Below are 14,890 nucleotides of genomic sequence, written 5' to 3' on the forward strand. Positions count from 1 at the left end.
GCCGATCGCGCGGTGCTGAAGCGAGGCGCCCCATTCTTGTTATCTAGGGCCTGAAGATTGGAAGTTGATAAGTTTTTCCTCGTCTTATCTTTTGATAATTTTTTTAACAAAGTAGAATTAGCCACTGGTTCTCTGCACTCCAAAACAGGTTAACAATAGATAAGTAATATCATGTCCGGTCAATTACTCGCGATCGGGAACACCTTATTGTGACCGATCTAGCCGACATGATATAAGTAAGCGCTGTAAAACTCGACTATGTTAAGTTCGCGTTCTACCCAGTTTTTTTCGTAGCATTAACACGCTAAAACCAGCCAAAGCGGACACCAAAGATGAAGTAACTGGCTCGGGGACTGGTGTAGCTGCTCCAGCAGGCGTAATTGATACATCATCTATGTAGATATCGCCACCAGTAGCACTCAAATAGTTGTATGTAATCGAAAACATCGGTGTACTTGCGTCCGGAAAGGTATTAGTGGTAGTGAATTGAAAGCTATCTGTAATCCACTGGTTATTAGAAATTGGCTTATGACACCAACCATAGTCTTTATTCAAAGCTACAGTCTTAAAAATTAAATCCGGATCGGAAAAACCGACAACTAAACATTCAATTACGTCATCCGTTTTATACCTATAGCTAAATGAATAGGTTGTATTAGGAGTTAGTTTGCTCTTGATTTCTTGACCGATAGCAGACCAATCTCCTGCAAAAGGTATCCCAGGAGCACCTCCGCCCCTGTCGTGGTGCATTTGGATGAAAGTATTGTCACCTTCAGTTACCGTAGAAATTTTTGCACCCGAAGTAAACTCTACCTTCTTCCATCCATTTAATTCGGCCGAAAAATCTCCATTTAAAATCAGATTAGCAGCAGATGCAGGATTCGCCGATAGCGATAGAGCCATAAGAGAGGCAATTTTTACAGTCATGTTTTTCATGTTTTCTCCTCATATCCTCTTTTCTGTTGTCTGTTACTCATGTAAAAAACGGCTGTTTTATGCGATATCGCTCCCCAATTAAGTTATGTAACGGAATACATAAGGCCTGGAGGAGCGATCGCAAGTTAACTTAGTGCCATTCCGTGTTTATTGCGAACGATCGAACGTTTTAACGTTGATTTTTCGTTCATCAACCCGATTTTTTGACAAAGGCGCCAGATGTAAGCGATCGAACTGTTAATACTTAAGGAAAAGTTGGCTTACGAGGCGGAAGCCCAAGAGTAGGCCCAATAGGTATAGTGGGCGCAGGAAGAGGGCTAATGAAAGGAGGTGGTTGTGGTGGTCTCCAAGTGCCCTTACCACCATCGTTTGGCAGCCTTCCACCTTGGATGGTTTGAGCTTCATCATCAGTGAGTTCAGAACACGAATCAGAGTCAAACCAATCGAGATCGTCAATTTCGAGCGTAGCCATTTAACACCTCACTACTGTTTTTCTGTTGTCTATTACTCGTCCAAAAAAAGGTTGTTGTGTGCGATCGCTCCCCAATTAAGTTATGTAAGGAAATACATAAGGGCTGGAGGAGCGATCGCGCGTTAAATTATTGCCGTTCCGCAATAGTTATTGTTGACATTTATGCAGTTTTAGCCTCCAAAATTTTTACCTTTTCGGCTAATGCCGATATGGTATTTTGTTGCTCTTTCAGCGCTTGAGTTAACACGGCAACGATATCCATCGGGCTGAGCGTTTTTCTGTCAGAAGTTGCCACTAATTCTGGGACATCTTCCGCGATAAATCCAATATGCCGATTTTTGTCGCTATCTGCTTTGAAATTGAACTTAACGGGGTTGAGGTTTTTTAATGCCTCAACGGCTTCTGAACCAGAGAGTTCGGCAATATTCTCCTTTAATTCCCTCGAAGAAGTGAGTCTCTGGTCCCTGGCATAGACATCGCCTGTGACTCTGACATCGCCGACATTGCCATTTGCTTGCAACCTCATTATTTCTTGTCCATTGTCAGGGCCTCCATTTGCTGTAAAAATGAATCTGAAGACATCATCAGTATTGTCCCCCCATGCAATCACAGCGTCTTTGCGATCTGAACCTTCATTCTTTAAGCCAAAAAAGACATTATCGGTATCCTCAGAAACTAGCGTTCCTCTTACCATCCAAGGGCGGTATCCACCAGTAGGCTGAGTAGGTAATCCGTCGGCAATATGCAACATCGATAGTGGATTATTCGCCCCGATGCCAACGTTGCCTTTGTTTTTAATTGTCAGTAAATCTCTTTTACTAGTGCCGTCATTCCAGATAAATTTCGTCTGTCCGATGTCTTGTCCGTAATGAGTAAACGCAAAGAAACTGTCATTTCCGCCGTCATAACTAAAATCATCTCCTACTCCAGAGGTTCGCAACAATTTCAGGTTTCCTCGGAACGAATCAAAGAGGTGTAATTTAGCTTCTGGATTCGTCGTTCCGATGCCAACGTTGCCAGTGGCTGTAACTGTTAGCAGATCGCCATTCAAATCTGTGAAAAGACGGGCTGTTCCGTCTGGGTTGTACCAAACAAAACGATTGCCTGCTGCTGGTTGGGCTGGCCAAGAAGGTAGGTTACGTCTCACAAAACTAAATTCAGCTACAGGCCCTGTAACTTCAATTCCTCCTTGTCCTGTTGTTGCAGCAAAGGGTCCCACTGCAACGTAGCCAGTTACAAAAAGGTTGTCGTTGATTATTGTGTCGTTAGGCGCGATTTGGTCGGAGGCGGTTTCCGGCTGGGCATTCATGTTTTGGTTAGACTTATTTTGATGCGGCAGATTTTGGTCTGACATAATTTCCTCTTTGGTATTGCAGAAAAGGTGTTGTTCTTGAAGTCATTCTGAGCAATGCTGTACCCGATCGACCAGTCGCATTTTTGAGTTTCACTCATGTGAGGGACAGGATATCCTGGTTTGTTTAGGTAACTACAGTTCCTGTCAGTAATTAGAAGCAGGCTGGTTTGCTGCTATCAAAGTTCGACTGGTTGCTGCGATCGCGCTTTCCAATCTTTAATTTTTACGAACGTTGCTGCTAATAGATGCAACCGTAGAGTAATTACGCAGCCGAGCTCGTATCATTACTCGAATGCGCGATCGGTCGGATTCGATCGGACTCTTGTTTCCCATATATCCAGAATGTCTTGCGTAAATGTCGCTAACTGCTCAATCTCGTGGCTCATTTTGCTCAACCTCGTTGCTCATTTTGCTCATTTTGCTCACTTCTCTAAGTAAAAACTCACAGTCTCTGTGTAACAAAATCTGACAAAAACTACGCATAATCCCTGGAGCTAGCGATAATGTAAGTGAAAGTGCAAGTTAATTAAGGATGAGCATGGCTTCTCTGAAATTGTCCGCTGAAGGCTTCCAAATTCTTGAAAGAGCTCGACGGCAGAAACGATGGGATAAAGGAGCAGAAGTCCTGTGCAGCGATGCTTTAACCTCAAAAGCTACTTTGAGACGGTTTTGGGCAAAGCAACCGATTCAGTACGATACTTTTATTAGAATCTGTCGGACGTTAGGAATAGAAAATTGGGAAGAAGTTGTCGATCGCACTCCAGAAAACTGTCTCCCCAGTAACAAAAAAGAGGGAGTACAGATCCCTAATCCTCTGAGTTTTACACTGCCAGAAAAGTTGCCCCCAGTTAGAAATTTTGCAGGGCGAATTCAAGAGCTGGAAACTATCAAAAATGAACTGCTAGCCCCCGATACTAAAGCAATTACAATTACCTCTGTCTGTGTGGTGGGTTTAGCAGGTATTGGCAAAACTACTCTCACTTCTCAATTAGTGCGTCAACTTCAGTCAGAAACAACACACTTTGCCACCGTAGCATGGGAATCTTTGCGTTCTGCTACAGGTATAGCCCCTGGTTTTGATTGGATTGTTGACTCGCTGTTGTTTACCCTCTCCGGTGGCGCAATTTCGACCGCCACTACCGTTCAAGATGATTATCTGAAAAAAACAGCCAGGCTGATCGAGTTACTCAAAAAACAGCCTTGTTTAATAGTGCTGGATAATGTCGAGACAGTCTTGCAAACTGGACAGGCAAATCGAGCGGGATATTTTGCTGCATCCTGCCCTGAATATGCTTGGCTCCTCAAACAGTTAGCAGAAACAGAACATCAAAGCAAAGTCATATTTACCTGTAGGGAAAATTTAGCAGAATTGCCCTGTCGCGCCACTAAAACTATCTCTCTGGGCGGATTGGATATCGATGCTGCTGTTGCCCTCCTGCAAAGTTTTGAGTTATCAGCTACTCAGTCCGAATTAACAGCACTAGCTGAAGCTTATCAAGGACATCCAAAAGCTTTGGAAATGATAGCGGCATTGATTCGGGACGACAGTGAATTTGAAGGAAAAGTAGAGAGGTTTTTGCGCGATCGCAACTGGCTGTTAATTAGAGATATTGAAAATTTAATCGATGAAGTGTTAACCCGTTTGAGCGAACCAGAACAAACTTGTCTGCTGCGAATTTCTGTCTGTCAAACATCAGAATATCCGCTAAGTTTGGCAGTAATTGTAGCCCTGATGCCAGAGTTGAGCGAATATGACTTAAAAGAAAACGTCATCCTCGCTTTAAAACGCCGACAATTTCTTGACTACGATCGCCAAAGGGAATCTTACCAATTGCATCCATTAATTCAAGAAAAAGCTTATCGCTTGCTGTGTCAACATCCCGAACAGTTCCGCATCGCTAATCAGCAAGCATACCGCTACTTTCTGAACCTTCCCCTGAAGCCTAAAACTGAATGGAAAAGTATTAATGATATTAAACCGCTGCTGTTAGCATACTATCATGCTTGTCAAGCAGAGGATTGGGATGAAGCTGCGATCGCACTTTCCGATGCTTGCGAGTCGATGCGCTACTGGAGTCATTTTAAACTCCTGATACATTTGTACAGCAAGCTGCTACCAATAGATTGGAAAACAGGAGGACAATTAGTAACTTCGGCTGCAACTCATGTGGAGATTTTGTGTCATATTGGTTTAGTATACCAGTCGATGGAACAATTTGAGAGTGCCAGCGAATATCTACAGCAAGGTTTGTCTATTGCCAGGACAAATGGAAACAAAAAAGCAGAGGCAATGACTTTATTTTACCTATCAAGTGGTCATGAATTTCTAGAAAATTATCAAGACGCAATTAAATGTTTGCAGGATTCTTTAGCAATTTCCATAAAAATTAATGAATACGAAATTGAATATAAAGTGTCCAATGCTCTTGGATATATTAACTATTACAGTGGGTACTATAATTTAGCGCTTGTATATTTTAGCGAAGCCTTAAAAGTTGCTGGTCAAAACAGTTTTCCAGAAGGAAAAGCTCTCGCATTTGCCAATTTAGCTAATACATACATAGGATTAAAAAAGTACGATTTGGCTATTAATTATTTTAACCGGTATATAGCGATCGTCTCTCAAAAACAGGATCAAATAAAATGTACAACTTATCTGTTTACCGTGGTTGGTAATTTTTGTGCAAATATCCACCAATATAAAATGGTAATAAGTTGGGTACAATACCCTTTAAAAAATCATATGAATTTGGCAGATAAATATGAGGGAATGTATCAGATCGAAGGTTTAGTAACAGCATACAATGGACTCGAAGAATATCAAAAATTTTTCGATATTTTGAGTGAATGTGTGAAGTTTGAAAGTGAGGGATATTCCAGGCATAAGGTAGATCGGGTGTATAAGTTGGGCAAACAAATCCAGAAACTAAGAGGATTTGAGCAAGCAATTGAAAATCTTCAAAGTAGCGAGATGCTGCTGAACAATATTGATAATAATGCTGGGGGCGAGAGTGCGGACACTTTAAAGGTACTCATAGAGTTAGCAAAAACTATGCTTAGATGCGTAATTGGCATACAGCCAATGATGCAATATTACTTAAATCAAGCCGAGGAAATTTGTAGAGAACTAGAGTTACCGCTGCTGACAGAGATCCAAAAAATTCAAGCAGATTTGCAAGAAAATTAACAGATAGCGATAAACAGTTGACAGTTGACAGTTGACAGTTGACAGTTGACAGCGAGGTTTTTAGGATGGGGATTTATACCCCACCTAAAAAAAATTAGCCCTGAAAGCTAGGGTTTTAAACCCCTGAATTTTGATAAACTAAGGGTTGGGGATTAAAATAAACAGGGAGCAATCACAGAATTACTTTGTTGATGCGTATTCAATCGCCTAATTATCTATTTGATTGTGCCTTTGTTAACGTGATTTACGCACTCCGACCCAAGAAACCGGGTTTTTACCGAATCTACGCACTGCAACGAATTATTTTCAGAAAAACCCGGTTTCTGGACTCTTTCGTAAGTGCTAGTTAAGATGATGGAGATGGAAGTAGGAATTAATGCCAAATCGCTATGCCGATCGAGTCGTTATCAATTAAGTCTGTCTCAAAATTTTCAATGGTTGGTGCTCTGACGATCGCCCTTGTCCTCAGCAGCCCCAATCTAGCCAAAGCCGAATCGCGAGAACAAGCCGTCGATCGATTGACCGATTTCTTATTCTACAGGGTTAATCCTCAGTTAAACAATCGCAAACTCCAAGCGGGCGATCGCGAATATAGCAATCAATGGCGGAGATTGCGCGAAGCGATCGATCCGCGAGTCAAGTCGGTACAAGAAGTATGCTTTAGGCCCGCCCCAGGAGATACAGGATGGGAATTCACGACAATTAACGGCGAAACCTACGAGCAAACCTACGATTTACTTGCAGATACAATTTTTTATAGCCGCCATCCTCAACGAACCGGACAGCCCATTCCCAAAAGCGATCGGATCGGCATTAGTGAATGGTCAGCAATTCGACGCGAAATGTATATTTCCAATTGTGGACTGTGAGACTCGATCGCCTTATACCAATTCACTATGAAGATACACTAAATGAGGCTGATGTCTTTGTTGTTGGAACTATATCCTTAGCGTTATATTAAATGCAGCTTCATAGTAAATTGGTATTACAGCGCACCATTTATCGAAGATAACTCCTAGAGTAGAGGTCATCTCTACATAACTCTGTAAAAAGAAAGGTTTTAAACCGATGAGTATGAAAAGTTGGATCTGCGATCGCACTCTTATTACAACCAGAATTATTGCAGCCTTGCTTGGACTAATCGCCCTTGGATCTACAAGTTTTGCCCGTGCTGCCTCACAGCAACAAATTTCCAGCATAAATAGTGCAAACCTCGATACAACAAGTAAAAAAAATTACCTGAATAATCCCGAAGAAAATTCAACAATCGAGGCTTTAAATAAAAAAGTTCAAGTCAGCCTTGAAAATTCTGTAAACGCCCCTAAAAAAATACCTCTTCAACAAGGTATGCCATACAAAGAGGCGCGCCAAATCCTGATTCAACAACGGTGGCAGCCAAGCTTACAGGGTCAACCCAACCTCAGAGATCGTTCGGTTAAAGAGCTATTTGATTTGGGATATAAAGAGATTAAGGATTGTTCTGGTACAGGAGAGGGGCCTTGTCGTTTTGAGTTTATCAATCAACAAGGAGAACTGCTAGTTATAGTCGCTACGACAAGAGGTTCTGAAAATACAAAACGTTTTGTGAGGAATTGGTGGCTTGAGAAAAAGACAGATAGCAATCAACAAAAATCGTCATCAAACATAATTGAAGAAGGTCGTTATTGGTTGGGAGGTACGGATCAGGGTTTAGAGGTCAAGGGAAAACAATATCGATATTATGACGAGTCTAATATCGAGCGACCGTGGCAACCTCTCTCTGAGTTACAATCTATCAAAAAAGGCGTTGTTTTTGATGGAAATAATTATTGGTGCTTATCTACGCTCGCACCTAAAACAGGAGGAATTTCTTGTTCTAAAAATGGATGGCAATAGAAGATTTATTACCAGCTATATCGGAAAAATTGACAACTTTTATTGGTTTTATCGTGCTAATTAAATCACTTTCAATTAAGTTAAAACCGAAGTTCTTAGGGGTCTGTGCATTAGCTATAGCCCTTGTACTCGGTGTTGCCAATCTAGACTGTGCTACAGCGCGCGATTATGAATCACGCACTCAAGCTGTGGATAGGTTTACGGATTGGTTTTTTTATAGAGTGAATCCTCAATTAGGAGGTCGCAAATTGCGTTCTGACGATTCTTCTGCCTACATCCGCGAATGGAATGCTATTCGTAATACAGTCGATCGAGAAATGATTACTACACAAGGAGATTGCGTCGGTGATGCTTTCTGGGACTTCGATTATCGTTCTCATGGGCGATCGCTAGATCGGATTGCAGATACAATTTGGGATATCCGCGATCCATCGGGTGACAAAACTCGTGCAGATGTTTCTAAACAAGAATGGCAGAATCTTCGTCAATCAATAATTAGAGAGCATTTTTGCTATTAAGTTGCCATATTTGTCAACCCAATTTAAACAATAATGAACAACAGCGCTTTTAGTGACAAATATTGTTAAAATGTAAAAGAGGCAACCTCGATTGTAGATCATTTAGTCAAAAAGCAACGGAAACATTCTATAGCAAAACAAAAGGATAAAAAATGGGCCGAGTCACCGCAACAATAACCGTCACCAATCACATAGATGAAATTCTGGGAGAAAGAGGGTTCATCCCCGCAGAGCAAATACGCTCTATCACCATCGATAACGTCTTAGTCGATACAGGCGCAACTCGACTTTGCTTACCAGCAGATATTATCAGTCAGTTGGGTTTGCCAATGCTAGGTGAAATCGACGGACATACGGCAATAGGAACCAGAAAATTTCGTCTGTTCAAAGATGTCACTCTTGCCGTAGCTGGACGAGAAGGCAGGTATGATTGTGTAGAAATTCCCGCAGGAGAAGAACCTTTACTGGGCTTAATTCCCCTCGAAGATTTGGGTTTAGAACCAGACTTGAAAAATCAGCGGTTGATTGTTTTGCCAGCAGAGGGGATGCAAAGCTATATTCGCGTGTAAAATCCAGATAATGTCCATCTCTTTAGTCCGCGCAGGCGGACTTGGTTTGACAAGAAGCGGTTTCCAACCGCCGAATTATTTAAATATCTAATTATCTAAGAGTTAACGAAAATGTCAGTCACTACTCATCAATTAATTCAGTGGAAACAACAAGGGCGGTCAATTGTTGCCCTGACAGCTTATGATTATGCGATCGCCCAACTCATCGATCAAGCAGGCGTAGATATCATCCTAGTCGGCGATTCCCTCGCCATGACAGTCTTAGGCTACGACACAACCCTACCCATAACCCTTGATGAAATGCTGCACCACGCTAAAGCAGTGCGTCGTGGAGTTAAACAAGGATTAATAGTTGTCGATTTGCCGTTTTTGACTTACCAAGAAAGTCCCCAGCAAGCCATGCACTCGGCCGGGAGAGCTTTGAAAGAAACCGGCGCTCAAGCTGTAAAATTGGAAGGTGGATATCCAGCAATGGCCGCCACAGTTTCGCAGCTAACATCCGCCGGAATTCCGGTGATGGGACACGTCGGTTTAACTCCGCAGTCGGTACACCAACTCGGCTACAAAAAACAAGGAAAAACGGCCCAAGCAGCTGATCGCATCATAGCAGAGTCGATCGCCCTTCAAGAAGCCGGTGCCTTTGCGATCGTGCTAGAACACATTCCCGCAGACTTAGCCGCTCAAATTACCCAAAAATTAACTATTCCCACCATTGGTATCGGCGCCGGGCCACACTGCGACGGTCAAGTTTTAGTTACTTCCGATTTGTTGGGACTTTCGGAAAAACAGCCGCCTTTTGCTAAAGCTTACGCCAATTTGCGAGAAACAATTACCCAAGCTGTGAAAGATTATTCCCTTGAAGTGAGAGAACGAAAATTTCCTAATTCGTAAAGATTTTATAGTTGGGATCTTTCGGGTTTAGGAGATTGCGGGTTTTCCCCAATTATTGTCGGTGAAACCCGCCCTGCAACTTTTTGGAAAGCCTGCTATATCTCAGCCATAACAAAGTTTGACAAACTTTGACATTCCTGCTAAAATCTGCTTAAATACATCACAACCTCAACTCAGCTATGAATGTATCGCTGACACCTGAATTAGAAAAATTTGTTCGGCAAAAGGTCAACACTGGCAGGTATTTATCGGCTAGTGAAGTAATTCGGGAAGCATTGCGACTGCTTGAAGAGCGAGATATGCAGCGTCAAATGCGGATCGAAAAACTTCGCCGAGAAGTGGCTGTTGGTATTGAGCAATCGAATAGAGGAGAAACTTTTGATGGCGAAGAAGTAGTTGCAGAACTTCTGGAAGAAATAGAATTAGAAGAGCGGGAAATCAATGAGTAGGTATTTTCTTAGCACTCAAGCTAAGTATGATTTGAGGGAGATTAAAAATTATATTGCTCGCGATAATATTGCAGCAGCGAGGCGTTTTGTTGAAACCTTTAGAAACCAATGCAATTTAATTGCAAAATCTCCTAGAATGGGACGGAGTTATGAAGAACTAGCACCGGGATTGCGCCGTGACAGCTATTGGAAACTATATCATCTTCTACCCTCCCCTTGAAAATGGGATTGCAGTTGAACGCCTGCTGAGTGGCTACCGCGATCTAGAAGCTCTATTATGTGAGAATGGCGACAACTAATTGACATTTAAAATTAGTGGATCGCCTTCTCTCCCCAGAATCTATCGCATTTTTAAAATCGAACGATCCCTAATTTATCTAATCCCCAGACTGGCTCTTTTCCTCCTTTTCCTTCTCCTTCTCAACAGCTTCATCCTCAGATTGACCAACCCCTTCCTTAAAACTCCGCAGCGTTTTCCCCAAAGCATTTCCCAACTCAGGAATCTTCTTGGGGCCGAAAATTAGTATGGCCACCACCGCAATAATGCCCATTTCGGGCAATCCCAGACCAAACATACAAAATCTCCTCTAAAACTTGCTCGATCGTAAGTCAATCTTAAGTCAATCTACTGATATTGTTAAAGTATCTACCTTTTTTCCTGCATCTTGCAACAGTAGAATCAAGTTTAATTAAGCTATCGCACGATAAATAAGAATGTTAGAAACATCCCAGCCTTCTCTACGCGAGCAACAGCACCATCTCATCCGCGATTTAGCAGACCGGATGGAAGCAGTATGGCACCGCTATCTCGACCTCGAACCCTACCACCTGCCCGCTGAGTTGGGATACGTAGAAGGCCGCTTGGAAGGAGAAAAACTGATCATTGAAAACCGCTGCTATCAAACGCCCCAGTTCCGCAAAATCCACCTTGAACTCGCTAAAGTCGGGCCGGTACTTGACATTCTGCACTGCGTGATGTTTCCCAGACCGAATTATGCTTTGCCGATGTTCGGTACGGATATCGTAGCAGGCAAAGGCCAAGTTAGCGCCGCGATCGCAGACCTTTCTCCCCTCAATCGAGATCGAACTTTGTCGGAAACCTACCGAACCCAACTGGAAATTTTGCCGATTAAGCAATTTTCTTGTCCCCGCCAAATTCCCGAATGGGGGGATATTTTCTCAGAATTTTGCCTGTTTGTGCGGCCAGAGTCGATCGAAGAAAACAGTCGGTTTTTGGATATTGTTGAATCCTACGTGGAAATTCACTGCAAACAGGCAGTCGCTTCCGAACCAGTCTCTGCCGCCGAAGCCTCGGAAATTCTAGACGCTCAAATTTACTACTGCACCCAGCAGCAGCAAAACGACAAAACCCGCCGCGTACTCGAAAAAGCTTTCGGTCAAGATTGGGCTGAACATTACATGACCGAGGTGCTTTTTGATATCCCTAAATAGCTGAAATTGGTTTACAATACTTCACAGTAGGTGAAAAAAACTTAATCAGGAAATCACCTACTTTATAAGTAATGGTAAAGGAATCACGGCTCAAGGATAAATCATTTTTAAAACCCCCAGGGCGAGGAATTATCGGTTTAGCGATCGGTGCAACTCTCATTACCACAGGAGTCGGTTTTTGGCAAGTATCTCAACTTAAAAAAGCCGAAGAGTTAAAGGCTGCTGCAGCAACGGCTGCTGCAACTTCCGTCGCCACCCGCAACAGCGTTACCGCTTTGGGTAGGTTGACTCCGCAGGGGGAAGTGATCAAATTGTCGGCCCCTTCGGCGTCGGAGGGAGCAAGAATTGAACTTTTGCAGGTGGAAGAGGGCGATCGAGTCAGTCAAGGACAAATCATAGCAGTTCTCGATACGCGCGATCGGCTCCAAGCAATCCTCCAACAAGCCGACAAAGAAGTCAAAGTCAAACAAGCAGAATTAGCGAAAATTCAAGCAGGCGCAAAAACAGGCGTTGTCGGCGCCGGGAAAGCCGAAGTTGCCAAGTTTCAAGTTCAACGTCAAAGAGAAACCGAAGGCGAAGCAGCGAATGTCGCCCGCTTAGAAGCTCAACTGCGAAGAGAAACCGAAGCTGAACAAGCTAACGTCGCCAAATTCGAGGCACAACTCCAAAGAGAAACCGAAGCCGAACAAGCTAATCTTGCCAAATTTGAGGCACAACTAGACAGAGAAACAGAGGTGCAGCAATCCAAATTGGCTAGGTTAGAAGCTCAATTGCGCGGCGAAATTGCCTCTCAAAATGCTACAGTCGATCGGCTAAAAGCCGAATTAACCAACGCCGAAGCCGAGGAACAACGCAATAAAGAACTCTCCGAAACAGGTGCAATTTCTGCTTCCGCCTACGACACCAAACGCTTAGCAGCAGAGACGGCTCGCCAGAGAGTCAAAGAAGCTGAAGCCATATTAGTAAAAACAGTGCAAACATTGCGTGAGGAAATAGTCGAAACTAAAGCAACAATCAAACAAACAGTAGAAACAGGCCAGCAGGAAATCAATCAATCGCGAGCCAATCTCAGACGCAAGTTAGAAACAGGTAGGCAGGAAATTAACCAAGCTAGAGCCACCTTAAATCAAAAGATAGAAACTGGTAGAGAACAAATTAATCAAGCCGAAGCAATACTCAAACAAAAAGCAGAAACCGGCCAAGAAGAAATCAATCAAGCCAAAGCAAATCTCGACCAAATTGCCGAAGTACGTCCCGAAGACGTGCAAGCAGCCCAAGCAGCCGTAGAAAGTGCGATCGCCACCAAACAAAAAGCTCAAGTAGACTTAAACTTAAGTTACGTCAAAGCACCCGTATCCGGCTACATCCTCAAAGTTCACAGCCGACAAGGAGAAGGTGTCAACACTCAAGACGGCATCGTAGAACTAGGCGGCACCGACCAAATGTACGCCGTAGCAGAAGTTTACGAAACCGACATCGCCAAAGTGCGAAACGGCCAGCGCGCAACAGTCACCAGCCCCGTATTTGCAGGTACTTTGGCAGGAACAGTCGCTCGCATCGGCAAACAAATCAGCAAAAAAGATGTCCTAAATACAGACCCCGCCGCCGACACCGACGCGAGAGTTATCGAAGTAAGAATTCGCCTCGATCCGGCATCGAGCAAAAAAGTTGCAACGCTAACAAACTTACAGGTTGAAGTTAAAATAGACATCTAAAATGGGTAATTGGTAATTGGTAATATCATGTCCGATCGAGTGACCGCGATTAAAAGGGCGGGTTTTTGAGATTGTCAATTATTGGCAGATATTTTGCGTGAACCCGCCCCTACCGTATTAGGGGTAATCGACGGGACATAATATAATTGGTAATTGGTCAGAGGAGTTCTTCCCTCTTCCTCCTTCCTTATTCCTTCTTCCTTCTATCCTTTACATCCGTTACATCCGTTACATAATCCGTTGCCGATCTTCCTTCATTGTATGGCCAAAATACCACTAGCTTGGGCACAATTAACCCGCGAAAAAATGCGCTTAGCCGTCGCACTAGCCGGCATTGGCTTCGCCGACTTGCTAATGTTTATGCAGTTCGGGTTTAGAGACGCGCTATTTGAAAGCTCCATCACCTTTCACTCACAGTTAAAAGGGGATATTTTTATCACCAGCACCCAGTCTACGGCTTTAATAGCCATGAAAAGTTTTCCCCAGCGTCGCTTGTATCAAGCTTTGAGTTTTGACGGCGTTACAGCAATTAGTCCCGTATATTTAGGCTTTGGATTGTGGAAAAACCCCGACCCCAACCAGCGAAATACTCGGCAATTGATGGTCATAGGTTTTGACCCCGCTAATCCCATCTTTGATCTACCTGAAATCCAAAATAATTTGGACAAAATCAAAATTTCCGATGTGGTTTTATTTGACCAAGCTTCCCGGCCGGAGTTTGGGCCGGTAGCAGAATATTTCAAACAGGGAAAAGTTGTTGAAACTGAAGTTGACAATCGCCGCGTTAGGGTAGATGGTTTATTCACTATAGGGGCCTCTTTCGGTGCCGACGGAAATCTTGTCACCAGCGATTTGAACTTTATGCGGATTTTTTCGACGCGGAGAACAAGAGGTTTAATCGATATAGGTATTGTTCACTTGCAGCCGGGAACAGATGTTAAGGCTGTTGTTGAGAAAATGAGGGCAACTTTGCCGAATGATGTGAGAATTTCTTCTAAAGAAGAGTTTGTAAATATTGAGAAAAAGTATTGGGAAGAAAGTACGGCGATCGGATTTGTTTTCACTCTCGGCGCGGCAATGGGATTTATCGTGGGGATAGTGATTGTTTACCAAATTCTTTATACTGATGTTACCGATCATTTACCAGAATACGCTACGCTGAAGGCGATGGGATATAAGGACATTTACTTTTTGGGTGTGGTGTTTCAAGAGGCTTTGATTTTGGCAATTCTTGGTTATTTGCCGGGGTTTGGGGTTTCTGTGGTGCTGTACAATTTAGGGAGAAGTGCGACAAGTTTGCCACTGTACATGACTTTGATGAAAGCTGGGACTGTTTTTGCAATGACAGTTGTCATGTGTTGTGTATCCGGGGCGATCGCAGTTAGGAAGTTGCAGGCGGCAGATCCGGCGGATATTTTTTAAGGAAGTCAGCAGTCATTAGTCATCAGTCATTAGTTATTTGTTCTGTCTAA

Annotated in this window: 16 protein-coding genes; 12 read left to right on the forward strand and 4 right to left on the reverse strand. The window is 43.2% G+C overall.

Features of this window, described 5'->3' with window-relative positions; genetic code table 11:
• Nucleotides 1–261 precede the first annotated feature (261 nt).
• From QUB10_RS14165 to QUB10_RS14175, 3 genes are all read right to left on the reverse strand, one after another.
• Nucleotides 262–936: a hypothetical protein gene (locus QUB10_RS14165; protein WP_333203012.1), complete on the reverse strand. Its 675-nt coding sequence runs from the start codon at nucleotides 934–936 to the stop codon at nucleotides 262–264.
• Between the two features lie 244 nt (nucleotides 937–1,180).
• A complete protein-coding gene (locus QUB10_RS14170) occupies nucleotides 1,181–1,408 on the reverse strand; it encodes a hypothetical protein (RefSeq protein WP_333203014.1) in 228 nt (75 codons plus the stop codon).
• 160 nt (nucleotides 1,409–1,568) lie between these two features.
• Nucleotides 1,569–2,762, reverse strand: coding sequence for a tail fiber domain-containing protein (locus QUB10_RS14175; protein ID WP_333203016.1), 1,194 nt, complete (start codon nucleotides 2,760–2,762; stop codon nucleotides 1,569–1,571).
• Between the two features lie 538 nt (nucleotides 2,763–3,300).
• Between QUB10_RS14175 and QUB10_RS14180 the strand changes: the two genes are divergently transcribed.
• The 9 genes from QUB10_RS14180 (at nucleotide 3,301) to QUB10_RS14215 (ending at nucleotide 10,550) form a co-directional block, all read left to right on the forward strand.
• Complete coding sequence (locus QUB10_RS14180; RefSeq protein WP_333203018.1) at nucleotides 3,301–5,949, forward strand: tetratricopeptide repeat protein; 2,649 nt, start codon at nucleotides 3,301–3,303, stop codon at nucleotides 5,947–5,949.
• A 434-nt stretch (nucleotides 5,950–6,383) separates the two neighbouring features.
• Nucleotides 6,384–6,818, forward strand: a complete 435-nt coding sequence (locus tag QUB10_RS14185) for a hypothetical protein (RefSeq protein WP_333203020.1) — start codon at nucleotides 6,384–6,386, stop codon at nucleotides 6,816–6,818.
• A 199-nt stretch (nucleotides 6,819–7,017) separates the two neighbouring features.
• Nucleotides 7,018–7,824 carry a hypothetical protein gene (locus QUB10_RS14190; RefSeq protein ID WP_333203022.1) on the forward strand — a complete coding sequence of 269 codons (807 nt, stop codon included), beginning with the start codon at nucleotides 7,018–7,020 and terminating at the stop codon, nucleotides 7,822–7,824.
• Complete coding sequence (locus QUB10_RS14195; RefSeq protein ID WP_333203024.1) at nucleotides 7,815–8,342, forward strand: hypothetical protein; 528 nt, start codon at nucleotides 7,815–7,817, stop codon at nucleotides 8,340–8,342. The genes QUB10_RS14190 and QUB10_RS14195 overlap by 10 nt, the downstream gene beginning before the upstream one ends.
• Before the next feature lie 152 nt (nucleotides 8,343–8,494).
• On the forward strand, nucleotides 8,495–8,911 hold the full coding sequence (locus QUB10_RS14200) for an aspartyl protease family protein (RefSeq protein ID WP_333103388.1): 417 nt from the start codon (nucleotides 8,495–8,497) through the stop codon (nucleotides 8,909–8,911).
• Nucleotides 8,912–9,022: 111 nt separating this feature from the next.
• Entirely contained in the window at nucleotides 9,023–9,802 is a 780-nt protein-coding gene (panB, locus tag QUB10_RS14205) for a 3-methyl-2-oxobutanoate hydroxymethyltransferase (protein ID WP_333203027.1), read from the forward strand.
• Between the two features lie 179 nt (nucleotides 9,803–9,981).
• Nucleotides 9,982–10,251 carry a type II toxin-antitoxin system ParD family antitoxin gene (locus QUB10_RS14210; protein WP_333203029.1) on the forward strand — a complete coding sequence of 90 codons (270 nt, stop codon included), beginning with the start codon at nucleotides 9,982–9,984 and terminating at the stop codon, nucleotides 10,249–10,251.
• Nucleotides 10,244–10,471 carry a type II toxin-antitoxin system RelE/ParE family toxin gene (locus tag QUB10_RS34235; RefSeq protein WP_445300773.1) on the forward strand — a complete coding sequence of 76 codons (228 nt, stop codon included), beginning with the start codon at nucleotides 10,244–10,246 and terminating at the stop codon, nucleotides 10,469–10,471. Before QUB10_RS14210 ends, QUB10_RS34235 begins: the two co-directional genes overlap by 8 nt.
• Entirely contained in the window at nucleotides 10,428–10,550 is a 123-nt protein-coding gene (locus QUB10_RS14215) for a hypothetical protein (protein WP_333203031.1), read from the forward strand. The genes QUB10_RS34235 and QUB10_RS14215 overlap by 44 nt, the downstream gene beginning before the upstream one ends.
• A gap of 78 nt (nucleotides 10,551–10,628) precedes the next feature.
• On the opposite strand, the gene QUB10_RS14220 is transcribed toward QUB10_RS14215, so the two are convergent.
• The gene (locus QUB10_RS14220; protein ID WP_333138464.1) at nucleotides 10,629–10,826 is read right to left on the reverse strand and encodes a TatA/E family twin arginine-targeting protein translocase; all 198 of its coding nucleotides are present in this window, start codon (nucleotides 10,824–10,826) and stop codon (nucleotides 10,629–10,631) included.
• A 139-nt stretch (nucleotides 10,827–10,965) separates the two neighbouring features.
• On the opposite strand from QUB10_RS14220, the gene QUB10_RS14225 reads away from it, so the two are divergent.
• The 3 genes from QUB10_RS14225 (at nucleotide 10,966) to devC (ending at nucleotide 14,840) form a co-directional block, all read left to right on the forward strand.
• The gene (locus tag QUB10_RS14225; protein ID WP_333203033.1) at nucleotides 10,966–11,703 is read left to right on the forward strand and encodes a phycocyanobilin:ferredoxin oxidoreductase; all 738 of its coding nucleotides are present in this window, start codon (nucleotides 10,966–10,968) and stop codon (nucleotides 11,701–11,703) included.
• A gap of 71 nt (nucleotides 11,704–11,774) precedes the next feature.
• Nucleotides 11,775–13,418, forward strand: coding sequence for an HlyD family efflux transporter periplasmic adaptor subunit (locus QUB10_RS14230; RefSeq protein WP_333203035.1), 1,644 nt, complete (start codon nucleotides 11,775–11,777; stop codon nucleotides 13,416–13,418).
• 261 nt (nucleotides 13,419–13,679) lie between these two features.
• Nucleotides 13,680–14,840 (forward strand): ABC transporter permease DevC, encoded by a 1,161-nt coding sequence (gene devC / locus QUB10_RS14235; RefSeq protein WP_333203037.1) that lies wholly within the window; start codon nucleotides 13,680–13,682, stop codon nucleotides 14,838–14,840.
• Nucleotides 14,841–14,890 lie beyond the last annotated feature (50 nt).

Source organism: Microcoleus sp. B5-D4 (assembly GCF_036705145.1).
In the GTDB taxonomy this organism is placed as follows: domain Bacteria; phylum Cyanobacteriota; class Cyanobacteriia; order Cyanobacteriales; family Microcoleaceae; genus Microcoleus.

What these genes read in the sequence shown, in the direction of transcription:
- QUB10_RS14165 (WP_333203012.1), bottom strand. Translation starts at nt 936, where the DNA reads ATGAAAAACATGACTGTAAAAATTGCCTCTCTTATGGCTCTATCGCTA.
- QUB10_RS14170 (WP_333203014.1), bottom strand. Translation starts at nt 1,408, where the DNA reads ATGGCTACGCTCGAAATTGACGATCTCGATTGGTTTGACTCTGATTCG.
- QUB10_RS14175 (WP_333203016.1), bottom strand. Translation starts at nt 2,762, where the DNA reads ATGTCAGACCAAAATCTGCCGCATCAAAATAAGTCTAACCAAAACATG.
- QUB10_RS14180 (WP_333203018.1), top strand. Translation starts at nt 3,301, where the DNA reads ATGGCTTCTCTGAAATTGTCCGCTGAAGGCTTCCAAATTCTTGAAAGA.
- QUB10_RS14185 (WP_333203020.1), top strand. Translation starts at nt 6,384, where the DNA reads ATGGTTGGTGCTCTGACGATCGCCCTTGTCCTCAGCAGCCCCAATCTA.
- QUB10_RS14190 (WP_333203022.1), top strand. Translation starts at nt 7,018, where the DNA reads ATGAGTATGAAAAGTTGGATCTGCGATCGCACTCTTATTACAACCAGA.
- QUB10_RS14195 (WP_333203024.1), top strand. Translation starts at nt 7,815, where the DNA reads ATGGCAATAGAAGATTTATTACCAGCTATATCGGAAAAATTGACAACT.
- QUB10_RS14200 (WP_333103388.1), top strand. Translation starts at nt 8,495, where the DNA reads ATGGGCCGAGTCACCGCAACAATAACCGTCACCAATCACATAGATGAA.
- panB (WP_333203027.1), top strand. Translation starts at nt 9,023, where the DNA reads ATGTCAGTCACTACTCATCAATTAATTCAGTGGAAACAACAAGGGCGG.
- QUB10_RS14210 (WP_333203029.1), top strand. Translation starts at nt 9,982, where the DNA reads ATGAATGTATCGCTGACACCTGAATTAGAAAAATTTGTTCGGCAAAAG.
- QUB10_RS34235 (WP_445300773.1), top strand. Translation starts at nt 10,244, where the DNA reads ATGAGTAGGTATTTTCTTAGCACTCAAGCTAAGTATGATTTGAGGGAG.
- QUB10_RS14220 (WP_333138464.1), bottom strand. Translation starts at nt 10,826, where the DNA reads ATGTTTGGTCTGGGATTGCCCGAAATGGGCATTATTGCGGTGGTGGCC.
- QUB10_RS14225 (WP_333203033.1), top strand. Translation starts at nt 10,966, where the DNA reads ATGTTAGAAACATCCCAGCCTTCTCTACGCGAGCAACAGCACCATCTC.
- QUB10_RS14230 (WP_333203035.1), top strand. Translation starts at nt 11,775, where the DNA reads ATGGTAAAGGAATCACGGCTCAAGGATAAATCATTTTTAAAACCCCCA.
- devC (WP_333203037.1), top strand. Translation starts at nt 13,680, where the DNA reads ATGGCCAAAATACCACTAGCTTGGGCACAATTAACCCGCGAAAAAATG.